This is a genomic window from Desertivirga arenae, assembly GCF_017355785.1.
Taxonomy (GTDB): Bacteria; Bacteroidota; Bacteroidia; order Sphingobacteriales; family Sphingobacteriaceae; genus Desertivirga; species Desertivirga arenae.
Window position 1 is genome coordinate 94,167 of record NZ_JAFEWE010000011.1, and the last position, 26,134, is coordinate 120,300.

Here is a 26,134-nt window from a genome sequence, read left to right on the forward strand (position 1 = left end):
AATGCCAGGATCGTTTTTTTTCAAATCATACATTTTTTTTGACATCAAATCCATATCAGCCAGAGACACTGGGAATAGTTGAAATATAGATTCAAATTTGTTTAAATCACCGCCTGAAAGAGCAGTGATGAAAAAAACCAATTGATACACTATCGTTCTTTTCAAAGCCCGCCGCATAACAAAAGCTCTTTCTATCAATAGGATAATTGAGACAGTAAGCCCGGACTAAAGAAAGACTTAAATAAAATTCAGCCAACACATAGAAAAGGAAACCACAGAGAATCCTGATCAATAACTTTTATAAACCAAAGAGTATATATGCCAGGCGGATAGGATGAATTATTAGAATACACAGGGATTGGAAAAGGCCCGAGCAACAACAACAATGCACCAAAAATAAATTTAAGAAAGGAGGGTGGTCTTTATGGTCTAAACGATACTCAGTAAGAATTTTCAAAAAGCTGCTTTCAGAGGTTCTCTACACCTCCAAAAGCAGTAAAGGTACTGTCGTTAGGTAGCTAATAATATTACAACTAACAATTATTTTCTAAATCCTACAGTCAAAATGTATAACAAATATACTGCTTTCAGATGTGGAAAGTCCTTCCGCATCAAATCTAATTTTTTCCCTAACATGAAATTATCAGTAGTGTTGCTTACCGCTATTATGCAGGTAGGTGCTGTGTCAATAGCACACGAAAAAGCTCTAATTAAGGGCGTACTATTGGAAACTTCGTCAATAAAAGTTGATCCAATACAAGTAACGGGTAAGGTAACCGATGAGAAAGGGCAACCCCTGCCAGGTGTCTCCATTAAAGTAAAGAGCGGAGGAGCTGGAGCTACCACCGATATCGAAGGAAAGTACTCCATAAAAATTGCTGATGATAAAGGAATCCTTGTTTTCAGTTTCGTTGGATTTGTTACCCAGGAAGTTGCTGTTAACAGTAAGACTGTTATAAACGTTACCTTGAAAGAATCAGCAAGTGATTTAAATGAAGTAGTAGTAGTCGGTTACGGGGAACGGAAAAAAGCAACCTTAACAGGCGCCATCAGCACCGTAAATGTAAATGAGCTAAAACAACCGGTAGCAAATTTATCCAACAGCATTGCCGGACGGGTAGCTGGTATCATCGGAGTGCAGCGAAGCGGACAACCCGGGTATGACAACTCGGAAATATACATCCGCGGTATATCGACCTTTACTAATAGCAATCCATTGGTATTGATCGATGGGGTGCAAAGAGAGTTCAGCAATGTAGACCCTGAGGATATCGAAAGCTTTAGTATCCTTAAAGATGCTTCCGCAACTGCTGTATATGGTGTACGCGGAGCTAACGGTGTAATACTGATCCAAACTAAAAAGGGTAAACAGGGAAAACCGCTTCTTAATTTCCAGTATGACCAGGGAATCACTGAATTTACCAGAATACCGCAATTCGCGGATGGCGTTACCTACATGCAAATAGCTAATGAAGCCTTCCAAAGCAGTAACCCCGGCAAGGGATTAAAATACACTCAAGGCAGGATTGATTCTACGGCTAATAACCTTGATCCTGATCTTTATCCTAATGTTAATTGGTTTAAGGAGCTATTTAATAAAACCGGAGGGAACCGGCGTGCGAGAATCAATGCAAACGGAGGATCGGAGAATGCACGGTATTACCTTTCTCTGGGATATTATGATGAAACCGGAATGTATAAGACCGATGGTCTTGCCAATTATAATTCTGAAATAAAATTCACCCGTTATAATTTTACATCTAACCTAACCTTAAATATTACTAAAACTACCAAAGTTGACTTTGGAGCAGCTGGATGGTTAAGCAATGGTAATTTCCCGGGTACATCGGCTGACGGGATCTGGTCATCAGCATATTTATTACCGCCTATTTCTATTCCCGTAAAATATTCCAATGGGCAATTCTCTCAGATCACTACCGCGGATGTTTTGAACCCCTATAATCAATTGACACAAACTGGCTATGTCAGCGAGTTCAGAAGTCAATTATGGAGTAATATCCGCGTGACGCAGGATTTTGGAAAGGTTTTAAAAGGACTTTCTGCAACTGCAATGTTCTCTTTTGACAACCTGAATACGCATACTATTTCAAGAACTAAAACAGTTGATGCATATAAGGCTTTTGGCAGGGATGCAGCGGGAAATCTTATCACGCAACGCACCCTAACCGGAAGCAGCTTTCTAGGATATGCCCGCGCCAATGGAGGTTCCCGTCAATTTTACACAGAAGGATCGGTAAACTGGGACAGGACATTTAAAAAGCACAACGTTACAGGCATGGTCCTTTTTAATGCTTCAGACCGCTCTGATGCATTTGCAGGTGATTTCATAGGTTCAATTCCATATCGCTACATGGGTTTAGCCGGTCGAGGCACCTATGTGTACAATAACAAATACCTCTTTGAAGGAAACTTCGGCTATAATGGATCAGAGACCTTTGCTCCTGGCAAAAGATTTGGTTTCTTCCCTTCCTTTAGTACCGGCTGGGTGATCTCGGAAGAAGGCTTCTTCAAGCCGCTTAAAAATACCTTCTCTTTCTTAAAACTCAGGTATTCCTATGGAGAAGTTGGAAATAGTGAGATCGGCGGACGTCGCTTCGGTTATATAGCAACAGTTGGCGAAGGAAATGGAGGCTATGACTTCGGTGCCGGTACTACACAACGTAACATCGCGGGGTACGACATTGCCGATTATGCCGTAGAGGTAGGCTGGGAAACTGCGAAAAAACAAAATCTCGGACTTGAAATTAAGATGCTTCGTGATCAGATCTCTCTTACCACCGACATATTTAAGGAAAACCGCGTAGGTATTTTCAGGGCTAGAGGAGATGTTCCTGATTATGCCGGTATCCGGAACTTACCTGCAGCCAATCTTGGGGAAGTTACCAACCGTGGTGTAGAGGGAACCCTTGACCTGAATAAAAATATAGGACGGGACTGGCATCTTGGATTGCGGGGAAATATGACATGGACAAGAGCAATAGTAATAAATGATGCAAATGCACCATGGCCCTACCCCTGGCAACAACGCATTGGAAGGAAGTATGGAAAACGCTTTGGATATACCGCTTTAGGCTTGTTCAACAGCGATGAAGAAGTAGCAAACAGCCCATTACAAACGGGCACTAATAAAGCTGGTGATATTAAATATAAAGATCTTAATGGCGATGGGCTTATTGATGGATATGATCAGGGACCTATTGGCTATGGAGCTACTCCGGAAATCGTATATGGTTTTGGCCCTACTATTAACTGGAAAGGATTTTCGATTGCTGCGTGGTTTAAGGGAATAAGCAATGTAGATATCAACTTGAACGGAGATGGTTTTCAACCATTTAGTCAGGGTGGAGAACGCGGAAATCTTCTATCCCAAATCACAGACCGCTGGACACCAACCAATACCAACCCTAATCCATTCTATCCCAGAATCACGTATGGAAACGACAACATGAACTATGCTAACAGTACATGGTGGGTAAAAAATGGAGCTTTTATGCGTCTGCAAACCTTAACCGTAGCACACGATTTTAACAAGTCAAGTTGGATCAAGAAGGCTGGTATGACAAACCTTAGCTTATACTTCATCGGCTATAATTTGTGGACCATCAGTGGATTTAAGCTTTGGGATGTAGAACTTGGTAATGGACGTGGCTCGCAATACCCTCTAACCAAAACGTTCAACCTCGGTGTTAAATGCTCATTCAAATAATCGCCGTTTTTAACAGACACAAACATGAAATCTATAATTTTAAAAGGAAGCACAGTAGCGTTAGGCATAACACTACTTTTTAATACAGGTTGTAAAGATTATCTGGATCAGGTTCCTAATGATCGTTTAAGTATTGAGCAGGTATTTCAGAAAAAGGGACCTTCGGAACAGTATTTAGCAAATGTATACAGTTATATTGAAGACGATTCGAATCAGTGGGAAGCAGTTCCCTGGATCGGGAATAGCGACGAGGCAGATATTACCTGGTCAAAATATCCTATTTACCAGGTAAACTTGTTGAATATAGGGCCAAGCAATGGTCTTTTCGACACCTGGGGTAAATACTACAATGGGATACGCTCAGCAACTTATTTCATCAACCATATTGACAGTAATGCGGAGATACTGGCCCTGAATGGTCAGCAGCAAATCGATCAATACAAGGCAGAAGCGAGGTTCCTGCGAGCATATTACTATTTCCTGTTAATGCGTCAATATGGACCTGTGGTTTTAGTAGGTAATGAGGAGCTCCCTGCTGACGCTCCTGCTGAAGCTATGCAAAAACCACGTAGTCCTTTTGACGAGTGTGTAAATTACGTTGTCAGCGAGCTTGATGCAGCAGCTGCAGTGCTGCCGCTGGTACCTTCCTTAAATGGAGCTCCTGCTGAAACTGAATACGGGAGAGCTACTGTAGGTATGGCACTTGCTGTAAAAGCAAGGTTACTTCTTTATGCTGCCAGTCCGCTTTATAATGGCAATACGGAAGTGGCAAACTTTAAAAACAAAGATGGAGTAGCATTGATCAATCAGACTTACGATGTTCAGAAATGGAAAAGAGCTGCTGATGCTTCCAAGGCTGTAATAGACCTTGGAATCTATAGCTTGTATAAGGAATCCGGAACGCCTTATAACCCAATCACTTCTTACCAGAACGTATTTTTAAAAGCAGGAAATTCTGAGCAGATTTTCACCCGGCCAGCAAATGGTCTGCCCGCCCGCGATATACATTCTATGCCAAGAATAGCTGGTGGTTGGAATGGTCTGGGAGTTACACAGGAGCAGGTAGATGCCTATTTTATGAAAGATGGAAAGCCAAGAACGGAGTCATCGTTATACAGCGAGACGGGTTTCACTTCTGTTAATGGTGTTCAGGTATACAACATGTATATGAATAGAGAACCTCGGTTTTACGCTTCGGTAACGTATCATAACAGTATGTTTCAGGGTGGAAAAATGACCTCTGCTGCACCTATTTCATTCTATGCAGACGGACCTAATGGAAGCAACGGGCATCCAACCGATTGGAGCAGAACAGGGTATCTTATCAGAAAAAATGTAGGTACGCTAACAAATAACGGATCAGGAGGCAATGGTGCAACTCAAAGAAGGCCTTTAGTTCTTTTCCGTTTGGGAGAAGTGTATTTAAATTACGCCGAAGCGCTGAATGAATACGATCCGGCTAACCCTGATATTGCCAGATATCTTAACCTTATTCGTGAAAGAGCTGGTATCCCCCAATATGGTGCAGGAACGGATGCTCTACCTGTGCCAGCAAATCAAATAGCCATGCGTAATGCAATAAGAGCTGAGAGACGAGTTGAGCTGGCTTTTGAAAGTATCAGATGGTTTGATATCCGCCGTTGGAAAATTGCGCCGGAAGTGATGGGACAAATGCATGGCATGGATGTGTCAAAGTCAAACAACGACTTTTTCAAAAGAGTTGTGGCAAGCCAACACCTTTTCAGAGCCCCTGCGTCTTACTGGTCCCCTATCCGTCAGTACGCCATGGACAGAGGTTCCTTACTTGTACAAAATCCTGGTTGGTAATTAATCTATTAAATAAAAGATCATGCTAAGTCAAAAGAATTTTCTTACCTCGTTTTTCCTCACCCTCTTAGGTTTAACAGTCCTGAATAGTGGCTGTAAGGATGATATTAATTTACCAGACCAGCCCCTGGCTAGCTATAATAAAGTATATATGCCCCAAAGTGTGGCTGGTACTGTAAATAAAACGCTTAACATTTCTGATACTTTACAGACTGTTACCTATGGTGCTGCTTATGGAGGACTCGGGTATCCAGATATTGATATTCCAGTTACCTTTACGGTTAATAGCGCATTGGTGGCTGAATACAACGCAAAAAATAGCACCAATTATCCGATCCTGCCCGAGAGTATGTATACCTTGTCAAGTACTAGTACAACTATCCCTAAAGGGAAATTATCTACTTTACCACTAAGTGTATCATTAAAAACTAAGGGAACCGGATCTATGATCCCTCTTAAAAGCTACTTACTCCCGGTAACCATGTCGGCACAGGGAGTCACGGTAAACCCGGAAAGAAATACCACTTACTTTGTTGTCAAAGCTCAACCTAAACTCTCTGATTATCCCTTGTTCGACCGGTCTCAATGGCAGATCATCGGAATGTCTTCTGAGGAGGCTTCAGGTGAAGGGCCAAACAATGGTGGAGCAATCTTTGCGCTAGATAATAATAAGAGCACCTTCTGGCATTCAAGATGGACCAATGGAGGAGCTGTTGCTCCGCATCATATAACAATTGATATGGGAAGCGAAAAACAATTACATGGTTTTTATCTCGTTGCCCGCCAGGCCGACGGGAATGGCAAACCACAGCTAATCAACGTAGAAGTTAGTACAAATAATGTTAATTGGGCTAGTGCCGGCACCCTTACTTTTGAAAATAAACAGCAGGAGCAATTTCAGTTCCTGACTGAAGGCTTTCCTAACGCCCGTTATTTTAAATTTACCATTGTTTCGGCTTACGGAGCTTCATATATGCAGTTAGCTGAACTGAATGCTTTTTAGTTAGGATAAAGTTTATAGGAGAGCTAATCTTCCTTTTATATAAATAATCAAACTATCAGGAATAGAGGAATTTTGTTCCTCTATTCCTAATTCCCTTCTGCCCAGCGTAAATGCTGTTACTAACTCAATGCTAAAATTTCAACTAATGGGAATAACCCATACTACAGTTGCCGGATTTATGGTGGCAAAAGTCTTATTTTAGACTGCTACTAAAAGTAAATGAAAGAACAAATAAGCAATCCCTTTATTCTCGCCCTCACTGCCCACAACCTTACAGTTGAAATTCATAAACATTCAGCTTATCAAATCGTGTTGTCAAACGACGCTCCTTTTAACTCAACTATTAAAGGAGAGTTGTGCGAAAACATCTATGGTTTCATAATCAAACCGCAAGTCCCTCATTTATGCGTGGCAGAAAAAGGAACATTGAGCGTTCTTAATATAGAGCCTTATTCCAAAATAGGCATTGAGCTTTCAAGTGGCTTCGGGCCTGATAAAGACCGTATCATCTTCCATACGAGAAATGAAATATCTGAGTATTTTCAATTAGAAACAGGCAACTTTAAAGTTTCAACCATCACCAGCGCATTGCTGTCAAACGTACCAGCAACGCATTATGATGAAAGAGTAACGAAAATGGTTGAATATATCAGAAGCAACTTCTTCGAACGGGACATAAGCCCTCAAACCTTTTCAGATCTGGTTTTTCTGTCTCCATCCCGTCTTGCTTCTCTTTTCAAAGAACAAACAGGAAGCAGTTTGTCTAAATACTTACTGTGGACAAGATTACGACAGGCTATTTACTCTACACTTTCAGATAAAGACAAAGGTCTTACAGAAATTGCTTACTTCAGCGGATTCTATGACTTGCCTCAATTGAATAAATACATGTATGAAATGTTCGGCATGCCTCCTACAGCTTTAAAATACAATAGCGATCTCATCCAGGTACATTAATAGCCTGGCACTTCTTCTAAATAAGGCCGGGGGATTTGCTTAGTAGGCACCAACATGTTGTTCACCCATGTCCAAACCGGTGAGGTTAGTGGTGTGCATAATTGCAGCAACAGATTTACATGCTCGCCATAGCGTCTCCCAGCTTCCTGCAACTTTTCGGTACCCCTTATCTCTGTTACAGGATGTGGCAGAAATTATCGACTTCTACAGTTGGCCGATCTCCTCGAAGAACTTTTCCAGCCCTGCATCCACTACAGTACAAGGCAGATGATTTGTCAAGAACAGTGATCTGATACAAGTTTATCCTCTTCAAACAAGGCACCTTTACAGCGTAATAATTAAACAAATAAAAAAGCAATTTCTAAAACAAATCTAATCAAAAACAAAAGCAATAATCTAATTATGAAACTATTGAATCAAACCACTTTAGGAAATCTAAAGCTAAAAAACAGCTTGGCTATGTCGGCGATGACAAGAAGCCGTGCGAACATCAACGGAATGGTGGGCGACTTGCACATTCAGTATTATACACAAAGAGCGAGTGCAGGACTAATATTTACAGAAGCCATCAACATCAGCGAACAGGCAATTGGAAGCCCTTTCACACCCGGCATTTACTCTGAGGAACAGATTGAAGCATGGAGGAAAGTTACCGATGCTGTTCACGACAGAGGGGGGATAATTGTGGCGCAGCTCTGGCATACTGGCCGTGCCGGGCATTCTGTAGATAGAAAAGGGATATTACCAGTGGCACCCTCGGCTGTTGCTATTAATGGCTCCCAACACTTTACTTCTCAGGGTCCTAAAGAGTACGAAGCTCCGCAGGCACTAAGTGTAGAAGAGATCAAACAAATAGTAAAGGACTATGGGCATGCCGCAGAAAACGCTATGACAGCAGGTTTTGATGGAGTGGAACTACATGCGGCAAATGGGTATTTGCCGAATCAGTTCCTGGCAGACAATGCTAATCAAAGAACAGATGAGTACGGAGGTAGCATCCAAAATAAAACGCGGTTTATTCTTGAAGTAATGAAGGAATTGATCAACACGGTTGGTGGTGATAAAGTAGGTATTAAACTTTCGCCTTTTCACCCTTATGGAGATATTTTGTTCGATAACCCTGTGGCCACCTTTACTTACCTTATTGAAGAGCTGAATAAACTGGATTTCTCTTATGTAGAATTAATGAAGCGTAGCCCAATGTTCCCTGTTGCGCATTATCCCAAAGACGATGAAATCGAATTGTTCGGGAAACAAATAAAACATGTAGTTATTGCCAACACAGGGTATGACAAGGTAACGGCTGAAGCTGAGCTTGAAAAAGGTATTGCCAAATTAGTTTCATTCGGCACACTCTTTTTAGCTAATCCGGACCTTCCCCAACGGTTCGAGAAAGACGCCCCACTCAATCAACCAGACCGCGCAACGATGTTTGGAGGTGGATATCAGGGATATATTGACTATCCATTTTTAGAAGAGCCGACCTCAATTCTTCATAGCTAGTCGCCAATAATTAAAAAATAAAAAAATGAAAAAGAACATAGTAATTCTCGGAGCCACAGGAACAGTGGGAAGTAAAATTTCAGAAATCCTGCTAAAAGAGGGCCATCAGGTAACATTGATCGTAAGGGACCTTAATAAAGTAGAAAAACTTAAGCATCTAGGCGCGGAAACCATTGCCGGGGATATCACCGACGTAGATACCCTAACCAATGCGTTTAAAAATGCTGACAGTGCTTTTATTCTTTTACCAGACAACGTAAAGGCTGAGAATACAAGGGCCTACCAACGACAGGTAACAGGTATCTTAATTAAAGCCATCGAAAGCTCAGGCATTAAACACATCGTTAATATGAGTAGCCTTGGTTCTCACATGCATGAAGGTAATGGTATAATGGGCGGAACCGGAGAACAAGAAGTGCGTTTGAATCAATTGAATGACGTAAATGTATTACACATCCGATCTGCCTACTTCATGGAAAACTTTCTTAGAACAATTGGTCTAGTTAAAAAAATGGGAATTAATGGCACCGTTGCAGATGGAGATCATGCGATACCTATGGTAGCCACCCGGGATGTTGCAGAAATTGCAGCTAAACATTTAGCAACACTTGACTTCGATGGCAAAAATGTTCATGCAGTAATGGGCCCCCGTGATTATACTTATAGAGAATTTACCAGCATTATTGGTAAAGCAATAGGTAAGGATGAACTGCCCTACGTACAATTACCAGTAGAACAGGTGAAGCAAACATTTTTGGGCAACGGTTTTTCTGAAGATTTCGTTGATAATCTTCTCGAAATGGGAACAGCTATTAAGAGTGGCTTTATGAATTATCAAAAAAGAGATGATTCGACTACTACAAGTACAACAGTGGAGGATTTCGTAAACGAGGTATATTTGCCATTTTACAATAAAGAATAAAGATCAGGCAATTGATTATTTTGTTTAGACCAATATAAATGGCGAAAAGGCCAGGATTAAAAGGATATTCTGGCCTTTCTTGTTTTTAATGTGTATTAATTAACTATCTATAAAGCCAGGCATTAGCATACCACAAGGAAGGTGTGGTACTGATAAAGAACTTTCTATAATCCTTTACAGATACGAAATCCCTGGTCAGGCCCTTTGCCGCTTGCTTCAAAGCTGTGACGATTATAGAATTCGCAGCGAGGTTCTGCTCCCATCCAACCTCCACCCCTTTGTGAGCGCACTTGACCGAGGGGAATTTCATAATCCTGAAACCAATCCTCGCACCATTCGCGTACATTTCCCGACATATCGTAGAGCCCGAGCTCATTAGGTTTTTTTCTGCCTACGGCTCTGGTTTTCCCATGATTATTTTCTATTTCTGCCCAGATCCAGGATCCTGTTAAAACCTTTTCACCTGAATTTTTCCAATACCAGGCAACGTCATTAATATGGTTACTTCCACTATATTTATAACTTTTACTTTTCTGGCCACCACTGGCGGCATATTCCCATTCGGCTTCTGATGGAAGACGGTATCCATTAGCATCAGTATTTACTCTTACCCTAAACTTCAACGTATCGAACTCGCTCTTATTAAGGGTATCCTTGATATCCTTATTTAAAATATAATAAGGACTCAAACCTTCTTTTATACTCCTTTTATTGCAATACTCTATACAATCGTACCAGCTTACGCTTTCTACAGGCAAACTGTCGCCTTTAAATGTTGAGGGATTGGTCCCCATGATATCAACCCACTCTTTCTGCGTTACTTCATGGGCCCCTATATAGAAATCAGGTAAAGAAGTTTTGCCGTAAAGATTTGATTTTGTATTTATAAAGTTACCGCCCTTTACGAATACCAAATCTGAATCTTCAGACCCATCTTTATCCTTGCATGCTCCTACGAGAAAAATGGCGGCTAATGATACCAGTAGAAATTTTGTCATTAATTATTTTTAAAACCAATGAATTGCTTTACCTAATTATCCCCTTCGAAATGATTAACCGTCGCTAAATAACAAGCAAGCCGGATGGTAAAACACCAACCGGCTATAATAAGCTTTTCTTTTTGGGGCTATTAAACTACCAAACTGAAGCGTTTACATATCCGTTGGAGCTTGTACCATAAGCTTCTGAAAGCAAAATTGCTGCGGGAGAAATGTCGCTTCCAAGACCTAAACCAACACGTGACCATGCATTAACATGGTTAGCAAAAGTAATTGAACGATTTTGTCCGGTTGGGGCCTGAGCAGTACGGGTACTGAAAACCTGACGAAAAGTTTGTGTACCATCAATAGAAGGGGCATTAGTACGTATAGCAGTATAAATATCATAGGTACCGCCATCTGAAGAAACAGATCCTCTACGATCACTTGAGGCAGGCCTGGTAGCTCCCCACTTTTCATTTACGTAATACTCAATAAGCGGACTTCTTGTCCATCCGTAATAAGCAAAAGATCCGCCTCCGTTGTTAAGCGTAAAGGCTCCGCAATTGTAACCCACTACTCTTGTACGTGATCCGGTGCTCCAACCTTTACCACAAGTGAAGTTACCGTTAAAGTTGTTCCAGGAAACCGAGTAGTTACCGCCTGAGCCATTGGTGTAAGTACAAGTGCCTGTTGCTCCATCACTCTTCCAAAGAGACCAGTAATAACCATTGTTTGTACCTGATTGGAAAGACTGAACAGTAGCGTCGCCACCTTTTGAAGAATTTCTTACAGCTTCTTCAGCTGCAGGAGCCGGCTGACTTTCTTTTTTACATCCTGTTAGCATTGTTGAACTTGAAGCAAATAGAACAATTGCCACCCCGAAAGTAATCTTCCCGATTACTCCCGTAAGAGAGATTTGTTTTTTCATTTAAGTATAATTAGTTAGTAGCCGCAAGTAATTAAAAATCAAATCACTGCAAGGGAAACTTTGAATAAAATAGTGATAAAAATGTCCAACACAATTGTTAAATATCAGGTAATTGGAGTTCAAATCTTAAAACATTTGTGCTATTTGAATGGGGGCTTTGCTTTTATAACGTAAGATAATGACACGCTTCAAGCCAGTCTTATTTATATTTAAATGATGCGACTACCTATTTAAAGAAGACTTTCGAATACCTGAAGGGATTTAAATTTGACGGAATGAACGGGTAAATGGACAGCCCCTATTATTGATTGCGGTAGTCGATCAAAACTATTTCTTTTTCTGTTGAAGGCTTTTCAGCTTCGTCAATTGAACATGCTAAACATTCTAATGGCAAGGCACAGGAATAGTAGCTGTTGTTAAATTATCTGCTCCGCCAGTGATATTAATCATTTTTAATTCCTCTTCAGGCACTAATTTTACGCTATGGCTTCTCGGCTTACCATTAATTTATTAACTAAAAAACCTTAAAACTTGAACAACAACCTTAATGCCTTCGCTGCAATTACATTAGATGAATTGGCTAAGAAACACAACCTGACATTCGGCACCACTACAAATTGCAGAAAACAATTACTTACCTCTCTTGGCAAAATTATGGATTACTGTAAGGAGAATAGGCATGGTTGGTGGGGTAAAGGATGGAGTAGAATATCAGAAAAAGAATTGAGATCATTGTATCGAGAGTACAGGGATGAAATCGAAATGAACACCTTGAAGACACCCTGGGAGATATACGAATCCCTGAACGTGTATAAAAAAGTTCTCTTTAACCGATTCTTCCGCGACTCTTTTTACAACTTAGGTACACGTACCAAAAAAAGCCTTCTTCTGCAGTGCAAGACTAATGAAGTATCAGAGCGAGATATTGTAGCTTACTTGTTGGCTTTAGGCGCCCCATTAAAGAAAACCAAAACGATTAAAGGGAAAAGCTCTTTAGAAGCGGAAGAATTCAGGACCAAAATAGAAACTTTCCTTCAATCCATCCGTGATAAAACTTTCATTGATCGAGAAGATAAGCATTACAAACTGGCAATTCAATCCCTTAACAAGTTAATTGATAACTGCTCCATAGATCTCAGCCAATTTTTTACCTCTGATAATAAATTTAAGCTGTTCGCATTTCTTAATTTCATCCTATCTGCAAAAATCATTTTTAATCCGCGCCGAACAGCCATCCTTTCATCCCTTTACAACGCAGTTGAACCTGCTAGCTTAAGCCGGGCTATAAAAGAAGTAGGGTTAAGTCAAAGTGTAAGGACTGAGATCTATGATACGATGTACACATCATTCAGAAAATTGGGAATGTTTCTACGAGATATACCCTTGATTGACTTCAATAATTATCCCTTGGATGTAAATAGCCGAATGATTGAGGTAACTAAGGCTTTTGCAACGGAAGTTAATGCTAAGGAGGAAGTTCATTTTAATCCGTTTTTCTATGCTCATATTTTACAACTTGTGCTTGAGGATTACTTTCTGATTGAGATGAGAACCGCCACGGGTGATAGGGTAAATATTCTAAAAAGAAGTTGCCATGGTACCTTCTATTTAGTAAGATGGAACATCTATCATACTTTTAATTTTCAAGACTTTACAACAGATATTCAGCTCGCATGCACAAATAAAATGTCTCACGAAGTTTGTTTTGATAAATATCTTTTAAAATTCCTTGAAAAAGATGTGGATACTAAAGAATTATCAGAAATTAAAGAGATCTGCGAGAAGATTCTTCTTCAGGAGTTTAATTTGAGAGTAAACGATTCAGGGTATTTAAAATGCTAATATGCAATACTTCTGTCCTTTAAGTTTAATAAGGGTGTATTATATTTTAGGATGTCAGCAAAGGCGTTCCCCATTGAGCCCTGGCTGCATTATAATACTGCAAACTTACGCAAAGGCAGCCTGTTAGTCGATTTAGATCTTCTTCATCTTTCTTCAATGTTCATGTGTCATGAACAACGCTAAAAAATGAACGTGAGATAGGAGTGATTTCGAAATTGGAGCGAAAGAATGCTTAAAAGTCGTAGGGAGACCCTACGACTAGGTGGTGGTGCATATTTGTGGGGTACTGTATAAAAGATTCTTGTTCCTGCTATTATTTTTTTCCTGCTTCTAAGAACGATATTGCATAGCCTCCTCCTGGAGCCACGAATTGGGAAAGCTTAGATTTATTGTTAACCTCTACTTTTTGGATAGTATAGGCCTGGGGATTGGTTTTATAGTGGGCATTGTTAGCATCAGCATAAATGGTTGCGATGTATTTCTTTCCAGGGTCTAAGAAGCTTAAAGAAATATTAGAGGTACGCGACTCCTCTCCTCCTACGCTTCCTAAAAACCATTTACCGCTTCCTTTAGCTTTACGTGCCACCGTGATATTTTGCCCAGGCTCTGCTTCCAGGTATTTACTGTCGTCCCAGTCAACTGCTACATCTTTTATAAATTGAAAGGCATCCGGGAAACGGTTGTAATTCTCAGGAAGGTCGGCGGCCATTTGCAGGGGACTATACATAGTGAGATATAAAGCCAGCTGATTGGTCAGGGTACTGTTTACATGAGATTTATTATTTGGATTTAGCTTACTGATGTCCATCTCAAAGATACCTGGTGTATAATCCATAGGCCCACCAATTAAACGGGTAAATGGCAGTACTGCAACGTGATTTGGTTTCGATCCTCCAAAAGCCTGATACTCGGTCCCCCTTGCAGCTTCGTTTCCTATCAGGTTAGGATAAGTACGGCAAATGCCAGTCGGGCGAATTGCCTCGTGTGCATTTACCATTATCTTGTAATCTGCTGCTTTCTCAATAGCGTATTGGTAATGGTTCACTATCCATTGACTGTAATGATTCTCTCCACGCGGAAGGATAGGACCCACGTAACCACTTTTTACAGCATCGTAGCCATTAGCTTTCATAAACTTGTAGGCCGTATCCAGATGCCGCTCGTAGTTACGAACGGAGCTTGAAGTTTCATGGTGCATGATCATTTTAACGCCTTTAGATTTAGCGTAATCCCTTATTTCCTTCACATCGAAATCGGGATAGGGAGTAACGAAATCAAACACGTAATCCTTTGAATTTCCAAACCAGTCTTCCCAACCGATATTCCAGCCTTCCACCAACACCCCATCAAAACCGTTAGCAGCAGCAAAATCAATGTGTCTTTTAACATTAGCGGTTGTTGCGGCATGAGTGCCATTCGGTTTTGCTTTAGAAAAATCTGTTTTTCCCAGCTGTACAGAAGGGTATTCATTGGTGTACGACCAGGAACTCTTACCGGTGATCATCTCCCACCATACCCCAACGTATTTAACGGGTTTTATCCAAGAGGTGTCTTCGATCTTTGAAGGTTCATTCAAATTCAGGGTGAGTTTGGAAGAAAGGATATTACGCGCATCATCACTTACAATAACCGTTCTCCATGGACTGGTGCAAGGTGCTTGCAGATAACCCTTGTCGCCTTTGGCATCGGGAGTTAACCAGGATTCAAACACCATGTTCTTATCATCCAGATTGAGATGCATACAGGCATAATTGATCAGAGCAGCCTCGTGAAGGTTAATATACAAGCCATCGTTCGATTTTAACATCAGGGATGTTTGAACTCCGGTTGGTGAAAAGGAAGTTTGAGAAAGGTTGTCGGTAATAGACTTCGTCATCAAACCTCTGATCTCCGACAACTTTGACTTCGTATAATCATACTCCTGGGTGTCGTAATCTCCGGGTATCCACCATACTGTAAGATCGCCAGGCATGGCAAATTGGGTTCGCTCTTCTTTAACAATGAAATAGTTCAGATTCTTTTGCGCAGGAAATTCGTAACGGAAACCCAGTCCATCATTAAATAAGCGGAATCGGATAATTACTTGTCTGTTTGTTTCTTTTTGATCCAGTGTTACAGCTAATTCGTTGTAGTGATTACGAATGCTTTTTACTTCACCCCAAACGGGCTTCCAGATCTCATCGAAGGTTGAAGTTTTAACGGAAGTTACCTCAAAACCATTCAGCAAAGATCTCTTATCGTTCTTAAGCTCGAGACCCAGCTTCCCTGGTTTTAAAACAGTTTTATTTTTATAACTTAACTGGTAATAAGGCACGCCTTCCCTTAATTCGAACTTACAAGTAAGGTTCTTATCTGGTGAAAGTAAGACCTGAGCTTTTAAAACCAGGGTTAGTAAGCAAAGGCTGACTATTAGCAGCATTTTACGCATGGTTGAAAAAAATAAAGTTTATAATTCAGTGTGTGAATATAAGATAAACGCTGGTATTAAAGAACGGTGATGGCTGGAAAAGGAGTTGTGAAGAGGAAACAAAAAGTCGTAGGGTGACCCTACGACCAGGTAAGCAGCGATGCTGCTCTTTACTTAACTGCGGTAGCTTCAAGTTCGACTTTCAATGTTTCGAAGAGGCTTTTAACTTCTAAAAGCGTGGTGGCTTGTTGTAACTTATGTTGCGCTATCCAGTCCTGCAGAATATTGAAATGAGGCCATAATTCAGAAGTTGCGGTTGTATAGATATTTAACCTCACGATGTTACGGCACTCATAACCGGCTTCGGAAACTACCCTTTCAAGGTTTTGGATCGCCTCGATCAATTGTGACTTCATGTCTTTATCGCTGGATATTCCATCCGCACTTATCGCCGTTTGTCCAGAAACGTATAAGGTACTTTCGACATTCTTTACTTCAACAGCTTGTACATAACTGCGTTCATTCTGCCATTGCCAGGGATTGATTATTCTTTTTTCCATTTTTCAATTCATTTTGCCGCCGTAACAGCGGCTGTTAATCACTTTGTTACCGACAAAAATGAGTTGAAGAAATAGTTCTCAAGCGTGACAAACATCACAATTTCAAATCTACCTATTGCGACAGTCTGCTTAGTGTTTCTCGCGATACTCCGAGATAAGAGGCTAATTGACTTTTTGGTACTCGTTGCAATAAGGAAGGGTACTTTTTAATAAGTTGTTCGTAACGACCTTTTGCACTTGAGGTCAGAAATGACAGGATTCTTTGCTGGGCACCTATATGACCCGAATTGGCCTTCTGCAGCAAAAAATGCTCTATCTTCTGTAAACTTGAAAGAAGCACTTTATAGTTAACAATTGAAAGGCATAGCACTTTAGTGTCCTCCATACATTGTAAGGACATGGTTGCAGGGCTTTGATTATAGTAGGCGGAGAAATCGCTCTCCCACCAGTCTTCCATCGCAAAAGCGACAATGTGCCTATTCCCGTCCTCGTCATCATAAACCAGCTTTAGCAGTCCCGAAACCACAAAATAGCAGTACTTGACTTTTTCGCCCACTTGAAACAGGTACTCTCCCTTTTTAAAGGTTTTAACATCAAATAAAGATTCAACAAAGGCAAACTCCTCGTCTGTAAGCTTTACTATTTTCTCTATGTGCTTTCTTAAAACTTCGAGCATGAAATAAGATTGACCGGGTATAACAGGGATAATTTTTTCAAAATTACAATTTGTCGGAATAATCGTTTCGAATTGACCACCGGGAGCTATCTTTTCCGAGAGCCGTTTGCGCCACTTACAAGGCATGGAGTGCGGCTGCAATTGATTAAGTAAAATATTGGTAACCATTTGAGATTAAACACCGTACACAACCATATAACGTGCAAGAGATTAGTGTAGAGGAATATTGAGGTTTGTGAGGTTGATATAAAGGTTGGTTCCATAGCAATGGGACCAACCTTTTTTCGTTTTTCAGGGGTGCGGAAAAATTTAACTCTTAAATTTGAGTATGGACCTATCTAGCTATCATAAAGAAGAACTGACCATTAGTGCGGTTAAAGCTCAACTACAAGCCTTGCTTTTTTTCCTTCCTGCCATTTTTATTTTCGGAATTCCCTTTTACCTGATCTGGCCGGGGCATTTTGTAAAGGGAGCCTGGAAGGGTGCTATTCCTGATGTTTTGAATGGTACTACGGGGACAGTCGCACTGATCATTACACTGCTTGTTGGTGTTGTCGTGCATGAGTTAATCCACGGTATAACATGGTCAAGATTTGCGAGCCAAGGCCTTCGGTCAATAAGATTTGGAGTGCTATGGAAATCGGCGACACCGTACTGTCATTGCACCGAGCCCTTAGTGCTTAAGAATTACGTTATTGGTGCGGCAATGCCGGGCTTGCTTATGGGTATTCTCCCTCTGATTGTTTCAATCTTTACTGGCAACCTACTATTATTTGCTTTCGGCTTATTCTTCACCCTCGCCGCTGGCGGAGATTTTGCCATAATTAACCTTTTGCGGAAGAAAAATGCATCTCTTCTTGTTCAGGATCATCCCAGCAAGATTGGTTGTTTGATCTACGAAAACGTGCCCTCTGCAGGATGATTTGCGGAATTCAATGATCAATTAGACAATGAGATAAGTGGTCGGACCTCCCTTTTGTAAGCAATTTCTAAAGATGGTTTAGAATACTGTAGTTGATATTTCTCTTGTAAAGTATGCCTAGCACCAGGAGATGTTGAAAAAGTTGGGAGTTAAAACTTTTTAACCTCCATATCAAACTTACCTTCAGAGATTACTTTGGTTGCTACTGGTGCTGACCAATCCTCGGAACGATTGGCGACAAATTCGAAAGTGCCCCTGAGTCGTTTTGAAGACCATTCTGTAATTTTTATCATCCCTGACTTCCCAAGGTAAATAACATCGAAATTTGTAATCTGCCAATAAGAAACATATATTTCTCCTGACCCGACGACAAAAGTGCCAACACGAGGATTTCCCATAGATATTGCAATTCCAGTTGTTGGGGTTAGGTGGCCCTGCACCTCTAAACTGTTTGGAGAAACATAGAAAGAGGCTACTTGAGGAGACGGACTAGTAATTAGTATCCCGTCAATTTTAGCCGTAAAAATTGGACTTACCTTATCTTTATCATCTTTCCTACAAGATGCTAAAGTTGGTAGAATGCAAATTGCAAGGACTAGGACGGGGTTAGTATTCATTTTATTTTTAACAAGCAAAACTATTGGAGTAACCGCAGCAGGAATGGCACAAATGTGTATTTGAGTGCTAAATTTGTTTTGGGAAGTCTAAATCAACGGGTGAGAATGGCGATTTTTCTGTCATTTATAATATTGATAATTTCTTTCTTATTGCTTATGCTCAACATTATCCGTTTGATTCGAAGTAAGAGGTTGATTGATTTAGAAGCTCAAAATATACGTTTGGTATTTACTTCCTTGACAAGTCTTTAAGTTCTATATTCCTAAAGTCTATCGGCTGGCCTTCGCTTTGAAGAGCGATGAAGCCGGACTTTAGCATCTTCCCGTCTTGTTTAATAGCGGGATCAAAACGGTTTACTACCCCTCCACCTATTTGAGGCTTAGAATATTGCATAACCGTGTCACCGTTAATGATATGGGTAATTAGGGAGTCGCCAAGAACGATTAGCTCTGCTTTAACCCATTGATCTCCATCGTAGGTTTTGGATTTGGAATCAATGCAGTGGCGCTCGTCAAGTGCTCCATTATAAACTACTTTAGTGCCAGGCGAACACATGTTCCCTGTGGGGCGAGGCTTGCCATCTCCCAACCCGCCTAAAAACTGAAATTCGATTGAGATGGGCCAGTCTTGTTCTTTAGGCATCGTTCTCGGATCCTGGGAATGAAACATTACACCACTGTTACGCAAAGTATAACTTGGTGCACCTTTTTGCAGCTCTCCCACGAAGCGGTACTCTAGTTTAAGATGATAATAAGAATAAGGTATTTTGTAATACAAATGGCCGAATTGATCGTTGAAATCTCCGTATTGATCATAGCGCACTTTTATAATACCATCTTCCGCCCGGAAGGTATTGCCAAAATTCTCGCCTACCTCGTGATGCTGGATCTTTACAAACCAATCATTAATATCTTTTCCGTTAAAGAGCTTTTTCCATTCATTGTTTCTTTTTGAGGTTTTAACAGATGCGCAACTGTTTACTATTAACAGGAGGACAATGGCAGAACAAATGATTCGCATAAACATCAACTTTAGAGGTTGTAATTATGATTACTAGGTATAGCTGGCAATTATTGAAACCAAAGTAACAAAATATTCTTACTTGTTTGACAAGAATAAGGAAAATCCGTTTTAGAATTCTTCCTTCGTTAATCGAATAACTGAGGGCATATTTTCTTGCCTTTATCGCCAAATAATAGGTACTAAGGAATAATAGGTTCCCAGGTTGAGCGTTTTGCAGGATCTTCCATTTGTGCACCCCAATCATGCATCGCCTTTAACACTGGAATTAAAGTTTTACCCAGTTCGCTGAGCTCATACTCAACACGGGGAGGCTTTTCCATATAGCTATGGCGAATGATCAAGCCATCTTCTTCCAGTTCCCGTAATTGCTGAGCCAATATTTTGCGTGAAATGTCTGGCATCTGTACGGCTAGTTTGCCAAATCTCACTTTAACACCAGTTAGTATCCTGATCAGAACAATTGGTTTCCATTTACCTCCTATATAACCCATCGTGCGTACTACGGCACAATTATCAGGGTTCTGATGAACTTTTCTCATTAGTTACCTTTATGTTACCACTTATTGCCTTTAGTTACAACAAGGTAACCAGGAATACGGGGCGGATTTGAAATTGCCTGCAAGTACTTTAGTTTCTTTGCGAAACAAAAGTAAATTAAATTTCAAGAACATGGATGAGCAAACAAAAACCGGTCAAGAGCTTAGCGGTAAAATAGCACTGGTAACTGGTGGCACAAAAGGCATAGGCAAAGCGATTGCAGCAAGATTAGCTGCATCAGGAGCCACAGTTATTGTTACAGCGCGAAATCAACCTGATGGTACAGTACTCCCTTACCAATTTATTAAAGCGGACTTATCACAGACGGAAGATATTAAAAGCTTAGCGGATAATGTCACTTTACAATTTGGCCAAATAGACATTTTGATCAACAATATGGGAGCAAACACTTTCCCGGGCGGTGGCTTTAGCGCACTGAACGACGAGGATTGGAACCAGGCATTGCAGATTAACCTGTTATCTTCCGTAAGGCTTGACCGGGCATTACTACCAGGGATGCTAGAGCGTAAAAACGGGGTGATCATACATGTTTCATCCACTAGTGGACAATTTCCTATATGGGAATCAACAATGGCTTATAGTTCTGCAAAGGCTGCACTAAATACTTATAGCAAAGCTCTCTCTGATGAAGTTGCGCCCCAAGGGGTAAGGGTGATAACTATATCTCCGGGTCTTACTAATACTGAGGCGATGTCGAACTTCCTGGGCGATTTGGCACAGAAGGCGGCGATAAGCGTAGAAGAGATGACACAAAACCTCTTTAAGCGAGTTGGCGGTGTACCTCTGGGCAGATTGGCAAAGCCTGAAGAGACAGCTGAATTAGTTCATTTCCTTGTAACGCCAAAAGCTGCTTATATAACGGGTGCCAATTATTTCATTGACGGAGGTAATTTCCCTGTGGTGAAGTAAGGTTCATTTAACGTAAGCATAAAAACAAAAATACCTGCGCTATGGGAGCGCAGGCTAACCTAAACCTTATCACAATTATTTGTGGTTACCAATATCAAGAAGTTGTTACAAAAATGCAAGGATAATAGACCTTTATTATTGTACAATCGACCATTTAAAAAGATCAAATGAAACTTCCTTTAAGTTGGTTTTGCGTTTAATATTTCATATTTCTACTTAAGTAGCTAAAACTAATCTAGGTATCAGGAGATAGTTTGAAATAGCTGACCAATAAACCATCTCCTGTATCTTCTACTTTTTAGCTCTTACGGACTTCACCTGCTCGGGTGTGATTGCGCTTGCCTTGTTACCGAAATTATTCCTGACATAGGTTAAAACGTCGGCAATTTGTTTGTCGCTCAGGTAATTGTAAGGAGGCATGGCATTGCTATACCTCTCACCATCTACAGGCTGTTGCGACATACCTTTCAACAGTACGTTAATTAACCTTTGCGGGGAACCTAAAACATAGCTGGTTTTAATTAAAGGAGGATTTAGATTCTGGACCCCTCCCCCATCAACCTGATGACATGCTACACAGCTTTGCATATAAATCGCTTTGCCTGCTGTTATTGATTTGGATACGGCAGTCGACTTAGATGCAACCACAGGTTTCTTCGCCGCAGCGGGAACTGGCTTAACTACCCTGGATTTCGCTGGCACAGGCTTAACACCCGACGATCCGGCTTTAACAACTGCAGGGGTCTTAAGGCTGGCGGCCATAGCTGATTCAACAGCATTGGCATTATAACTTATTTTAAAAATAGCCCCTTTTACATCGTCTGATATATATAAAGAACCATCAGGCCCCTGGGCTAAGCCGCAGGGTTTGCGCTCTGCCCGGCCAATAGCAGCTTTCTCAGGAGATCCGGCAAAGCCATCTGCAAATACTTCCCAATCACCGGAAGGCTTACCATCTTTAAATGGCTGAAACACTACAAAAAAACCTTTTTGAGGTTCCGGAGCACGATTCCATGACCCATGGAAAGCGATAAAGGCCCCGTTCTTATATCTTTCCGGGAACTGATTGCCTGTATAAAACAGTAAGCCGTTGGGTGCCATATGTGCGGGATAGGCGGCTACAGGATCTAAGTATTGTGAAGATCCTTCCTTCTTACCATCTCCACCATATTCAGGAGCAAGCATCTTTTTCTTCTTCATCGGATCATAATAGATGAAGGGCCAGCCTGCATCGGCACCCTGAGCTAACGAGTACATGCATTCGGCAGGCAGTTCTGCATTATCCTTCACGGAATATAAATCAGGGAAGATCGTATTCAACTGATCTCGCCCATGCTGCATTACATACAATGCATTTGTTTGCTTATTATAATCAACAGCAACAACATTCCTTAAACCCGTGGCATAGCGCGTGCCGTCCTGGTAGGTTTGATTTAATTTATCAGATTTAAAAAGCCATACTCCACCGCTGGATTGGAGTAAGGGACAATCTTGAATACCCAACGATCCTTGTTGCCTGTCTTTTTCCTGGCAAGAGTTTGAAGGTGCACCGATTGGAATATACATGTTCCCGGCATCGTCTACCACAATTGACTTCGTTTCGTGAGTGCCTTGATCAACCAAGCCGGTAACGAGTTTTTCAGGTGCAGCTGGATCAACTACCTCGAAGTTCTCATTCAGTTTGTAGCGAAAAACTTCGCTGTTAGACGAGGTATAGAGGTAGCCGTTTTTTAAATAAACCCCTGTTCCTGCAAAATCACCGAAGCGAGAAATAACAGTAGCCTTATTATCCTTTTCCCCGAGCAAAACTGTGCCCTTACCTTCCCTTAAGCGGGATAAGCGCACGTAGATCTTATTGTTTGGTGTAACTGCAATATGGCGGGCACCACCTAAGCCGTCGATCAACATCTCTGCTTTGAATTTACCTGGTAGGGTAAGGCCAGCATTGGTTGTTTGAGCAGGGGCATTGCTTGGCGCTGAGAAAACAACAGCGGAAAGAATAATGGCTAGTTTTGATATTTTAAAAAATTTCATTTCAATATTTTTTTTAATGCGAAGTGAATGGTTAAGGTTACCAGGATGCTCCATTGACAGCGTAAATACTGTCAGTGAAGTCCTGGATCTTTTCATAGGTACAGTAGGGCAATTATTGGGTAGTAAAAAAAATTCACTGATTAGCTTAGACAAAAATATCTATGTAAATTACCTTATCAGAGATAGGAATAATGCCGTGTTTCTGGAGGGAATTGAAATACAAGCTGTCTCCGGTTTTAAGGATATATTCCGTTTCTGCCACCTGCATCCTCATGGAACCTTCTACAATAAAAACAAACTCCTCACCCTCGTGCGATAGCTGGTGTGGGATAACTTTCCCTTTTATTGCTTCAAATAAAAAGGGCTGCATTTTTTTTCCATGAAACGCTGAGGCGTAAGGGAATATCGAATATCCTTTTTCAGTTGTAACAAATTTCTCCTCCGCTTCCTGCCTGGTAGTGACAATTGCTTTTGACCAGCCATCCCGCTCCATGAGATTGGAAATATTAGTTCCCAGGGTTTGCGCAATCTTAACTAGAGTTGCTACGGAAGGCAGGGTCCGGTTGTTCTCGATCTTCGAGATCATGCTTTTGGATAGACCGCAACTATCGGCAACTTCCTGTAAAGTTCTTTTCTGGGTTATCCTTAAGATCCTGATCCTGTCACCAACTTCCAGTGTTTCCGCGGCAGACTCATTCAACATTTCAGTTTTAGTGCTCACTTTAGTAGTTACATCATTTATTCTTCTCAAAACTATAGAATTCAATATCGTTGCACAAGCTCTTTAACTCTTGGATGGTTACCAGGCAAGCATTATCAGGGCCACAGCCTGGCGTTTTAGATTTAGCGGAACCTGAGCATTGTTCGATTTGATAGCTATCTTTTTTGTTTGTATACACTTTAATTTTCCTGCTTTTTCTAACTCAGCAATTTGTGCAGCAGTAGGATTTTGCGGAGAACCCATCTTCTTCCAAACTTCATATGAATTACTATTTTCGTCATCAATAAGATAAATATCCAGCTTTGCTGATTTGGCCGGAACTCCCGAAATAGAAACATCAACTGGTTCGGCAGGGCCTTGCCTGTCTTCATCGTGGTAATTCCACACCATTACGGCAGCTGATTTAGATGCTTTAGCTGCTAATCCCCCAATTTCTGTTTTAGCCCCGCGAATGCTTGAATCAACCACAGTTTTTAGTGAATACATCCTGTTGCCAGTCACTTTTACCCGGTCTCCGCTCATTTTTCCAAACATTCTGAAAACGTTAAGCACCGGCTTATCCACTCCATTTGTTGCCAGATCGCGGAAGCCATAAAACCAGGGCTGATCTTCAAATTCAAATGACCAGGAAACGGCTCCTAAGAAATTAACATTGTACTGGTCGGCAAGCAAATATTTCCTGGCGAAAGTTGCTGCAGTGTAACTTGAATATAGAGTGCCGTTGCGGTATGCATTTTCAGGATTGGTAGCCATACCACAAGCGGCACAACCTTCAGGATCTGACTCTCCAATAATTAGAGGCAAGTTCTTCGTTTGAGGGTAGGCAGCTGCTATCTTGAAACCAGCTTCTATGTCCCTCAATTGTGGAGACATATTCATTCTTACTACTCCGTTTGCTAAGCGGGGACTTCCCTTAGCATGGAACAGCAGTGCGTCTATGGGAGAACCCTTTTTACCGGTTGCGTAATTTGTACCATTAATGCAATGCTCTACAAATTTAGTTGTCCATTCTATACCGCTTTTTCCTCCTGTGCCTGCAATATTTATTCCCCCGATCTTTGCTGTTGGCAACGCCTTTTTAACACCATCGGCTGCATAATCATAAAGCTTAAAGAACTCTTCCATACTGGCTTTCCAATAAAAGCCATTAGGCTCATTCCATACTTCCCAGTACCAGCTCTCCACTTCTTTTTGACCATACCGTTCAATAGAATGCTTCACCCACTGAAATACCAGCTCCCGCCATTTGTCGTAATCCTTAGGTGGGTATGCCCACCCAGTTATAATATCAGAATATGGGTCTCCTGGCTTCCAATAGTGCCTGTAAGGTGTTGGATTAGTCGACAGCGCTTCGGGCATAAAACCAATCTGGGCAAGTGGTTTCATCCCCCTTTTAATATAGGTATCAAAAATACTGTCGATAATTGTCCAGTTGTAAATAGGATTGCCCTTTGCATCTTCCGTATAAGCGTTTGTAGATCCCCATTTCAATGCAGCCTTGCCATCTCCTGTTACCAGAAGACTATGGGTTCTTACATAAACAGGCACAGGACTTAATTTTGAAATTTCCGACAAGAGTTTCTTCCCGTCTTTCATGTAAGTGTAATTCGGCTCATCATAGCCGAACCAAGCCCAAACAGGGTCCATGGTACCAACTTTCTCTTTTAGGTCGACATTAATATAAGCTGAAGCGGTACCAATTGACTGGCAATATATGTTATTAGTCAGCGAAAATATGGCTATGAATACTAAAACCTTGGTAAGTCTTTTAATCATAAAGGAATTGATGGTTAGTTTATTGATAAATCAGTCAGCCTATTGAAAGCTATTCAACATTGTTGAATAAAGGTAGACATCTTATTCAACAATGCAAATTTTTATTCGTCTTTTTAAATTGAATAAGATGCCAGGCGAATGAATCAAGCAAGATCAATCCTTGCTGGCCGTCACTGTTCAGTTACATTGCTATTCTTCCGGAGTTTAAATACTACAGGAGATCATGCTTTACTTAAATAAT

At 41.0% G+C, this 26,134-nt stretch carries 20 protein-coding genes; 9 read left to right on the forward strand and 11 right to left on the reverse strand.

What is annotated here, in order from left to right:
- The first annotated feature begins 634 nt into the window (after window positions 1-634).
- The 6 genes from J4N24_RS19100 to J4N24_RS19125 all read left to right on the forward strand — a co-directional run bounded on the left by J4N24_RS19100 (window position 635) and on the right by J4N24_RS19125 (window position 9,939).
- Complete coding sequence (locus tag J4N24_RS19100) at window positions 635-3,727, forward strand: SusC/RagA family TonB-linked outer membrane protein (protein ID WP_207535331.1); 3,093 nt, start codon at window positions 635-637, stop codon at window positions 3,725-3,727.
- A gap of 24 nt (window positions 3,728-3,751) precedes the next feature.
- Window positions 3,752-5,554 carry a RagB/SusD family nutrient uptake outer membrane protein gene (locus J4N24_RS19105; protein ID WP_207535332.1) on the forward strand — a complete coding sequence of 601 codons (1,803 nt, stop codon included), beginning with the start codon at window positions 3,752-3,754 and terminating at the stop codon, window positions 5,552-5,554.
- A 22-nt stretch (window positions 5,555-5,576) separates the two neighbouring features.
- Window positions 5,577-6,557: a BT_3987 domain-containing protein gene (locus J4N24_RS19110; RefSeq protein WP_207535333.1), complete on the forward strand. Its 981-nt coding sequence runs from the start codon at window positions 5,577-5,579 to the stop codon at window positions 6,555-6,557.
- Between the two features lie 219 nt (window positions 6,558-6,776).
- Entirely contained in the window at window positions 6,777-7,514 is a 738-nt protein-coding gene (locus J4N24_RS19115; RefSeq protein ID WP_207535334.1) for a helix-turn-helix domain-containing protein, read from the forward strand.
- Window positions 7,515-7,916: 402 nt separating this feature from the next.
- Window positions 7,917-9,017, forward strand: coding sequence for an alkene reductase (locus tag J4N24_RS19120; protein WP_207535335.1), 1,101 nt, complete (start codon window positions 7,917-7,919; stop codon window positions 9,015-9,017).
- Between the two features lie 25 nt (window positions 9,018-9,042).
- Window positions 9,043-9,939 carry an NmrA family NAD(P)-binding protein gene (locus tag J4N24_RS19125; protein WP_207535336.1) on the forward strand — a complete coding sequence of 299 codons (897 nt, stop codon included), beginning with the start codon at window positions 9,043-9,045 and terminating at the stop codon, window positions 9,937-9,939.
- Window positions 9,940-10,103: 164 nt separating this feature from the next.
- Here the strand turns inward: J4N24_RS19125 and J4N24_RS19130 are convergent, their stop codons facing one another.
- Window positions 10,104-10,937 (reverse strand): formylglycine-generating enzyme family protein, encoded by an 834-nt coding sequence (locus tag J4N24_RS19130; protein ID WP_207535337.1) that lies wholly within the window; start codon window positions 10,935-10,937, stop codon window positions 10,104-10,106.
- A gap of 136 nt (window positions 10,938-11,073) precedes the next feature.
- Window positions 11,074-11,847: a glycoside hydrolase family 11 protein gene (locus J4N24_RS19135; RefSeq protein WP_207535338.1), complete on the reverse strand. Its 774-nt coding sequence runs from the start codon at window positions 11,845-11,847 to the stop codon at window positions 11,074-11,076.
- Between the two features lie 531 nt (window positions 11,848-12,378).
- On the opposite strand from J4N24_RS19135, the gene J4N24_RS19140 reads away from it, so the two are divergent.
- A complete protein-coding gene (locus J4N24_RS19140) occupies window positions 12,379-13,689 on the forward strand; it encodes a hypothetical protein (protein WP_207535339.1) in 1,311 nt (436 codons plus the stop codon).
- A 313-nt stretch (window positions 13,690-14,002) separates the two neighbouring features.
- Here the strand turns inward: J4N24_RS19140 and J4N24_RS19145 are convergent, their stop codons facing one another.
- The 3 genes from J4N24_RS19145 to J4N24_RS19155 form a co-directional block, all read right to left on the reverse strand.
- A complete protein-coding gene (locus tag J4N24_RS19145) occupies window positions 14,003-16,117 on the reverse strand; it encodes a glycoside hydrolase family 97 protein (RefSeq protein WP_207535340.1) in 2,115 nt (704 codons plus the stop codon).
- 149 nt (window positions 16,118-16,266) lie between these two features.
- Window positions 16,267-16,656, reverse strand: a complete 390-nt coding sequence (locus J4N24_RS19150; protein WP_207535341.1) for a RidA family protein — start codon at window positions 16,654-16,656, stop codon at window positions 16,267-16,269.
- Between the two features lie 112 nt (window positions 16,657-16,768).
- Entirely contained in the window at window positions 16,769-17,500 is a 732-nt protein-coding gene (locus tag J4N24_RS19155) for a Crp/Fnr family transcriptional regulator (protein ID WP_242691734.1), read from the reverse strand.
- 160 nt (window positions 17,501-17,660) lie between these two features.
- Between J4N24_RS19155 and J4N24_RS19160 the strand changes: the two genes are divergently transcribed.
- Complete coding sequence (locus tag J4N24_RS19160) at window positions 17,661-18,254, forward strand: DUF3267 domain-containing protein (protein ID WP_207535342.1); 594 nt, start codon at window positions 17,661-17,663, stop codon at window positions 18,252-18,254.
- Window positions 18,255-18,403: 149 nt separating this feature from the next.
- Here J4N24_RS19160 and J4N24_RS19165 read toward each other — a convergent pair whose 3' ends face one another.
- The 3 genes from J4N24_RS19165 to J4N24_RS19175 all read right to left on the reverse strand — a co-directional run bounded on the left by J4N24_RS19165 (window position 18,404) and on the right by J4N24_RS19175 (window position 20,434).
- Window positions 18,404-18,871, reverse strand: coding sequence for a DUF6252 domain-containing protein (locus tag J4N24_RS19165; RefSeq protein WP_207535343.1), 468 nt, complete (start codon window positions 18,869-18,871; stop codon window positions 18,404-18,406).
- A gap of 229 nt (window positions 18,872-19,100) precedes the next feature.
- Complete coding sequence (locus J4N24_RS19170; RefSeq protein ID WP_207535344.1) at window positions 19,101-19,892, reverse strand: 3-keto-disaccharide hydrolase; 792 nt, start codon at window positions 19,890-19,892, stop codon at window positions 19,101-19,103.
- A gap of 182 nt (window positions 19,893-20,074) precedes the next feature.
- A complete protein-coding gene (locus J4N24_RS19175) occupies window positions 20,075-20,434 on the reverse strand; it encodes a winged helix-turn-helix transcriptional regulator (RefSeq protein ID WP_207535345.1) in 360 nt (119 codons plus the stop codon).
- A gap of 130 nt (window positions 20,435-20,564) precedes the next feature.
- Here J4N24_RS19175 and J4N24_RS19180 point away from each other — a divergent pair, with 130 nt between their 5' ends.
- Complete coding sequence (locus J4N24_RS19180; protein WP_207535346.1) at window positions 20,565-21,362, forward strand: SDR family oxidoreductase; 798 nt, start codon at window positions 20,565-20,567, stop codon at window positions 21,360-21,362.
- Between the two features lie 291 nt (window positions 21,363-21,653).
- Here the strand turns inward: J4N24_RS19180 and J4N24_RS19190 are convergent, their stop codons facing one another.
- The 3 genes from J4N24_RS19190 to J4N24_RS19200 all read right to left on the reverse strand — a co-directional run bounded on the left by J4N24_RS19190 (window position 21,654) and on the right by J4N24_RS19200 (window position 25,893).
- Window positions 21,654-23,396 carry a PQQ-dependent sugar dehydrogenase gene (locus J4N24_RS19190; RefSeq protein ID WP_242691735.1) on the reverse strand — a complete coding sequence of 581 codons (1,743 nt, stop codon included), beginning with the start codon at window positions 23,394-23,396 and terminating at the stop codon, window positions 21,654-21,656.
- Between the two features lie 145 nt (window positions 23,397-23,541).
- The gene (locus J4N24_RS19195) at window positions 23,542-24,147 is read right to left on the reverse strand and encodes a helix-turn-helix domain-containing protein (protein ID WP_207535347.1); all 606 of its coding nucleotides are present in this window, start codon (window positions 24,145-24,147) and stop codon (window positions 23,542-23,544) included.
- 48 nt (window positions 24,148-24,195) lie between these two features.
- Complete coding sequence (locus tag J4N24_RS19200; protein WP_207535348.1) at window positions 24,196-25,893, reverse strand: GH39 family glycosyl hydrolase; 1,698 nt, start codon at window positions 25,891-25,893, stop codon at window positions 24,196-24,198.
- Window positions 25,894-26,134 lie beyond the last annotated feature (241 nt).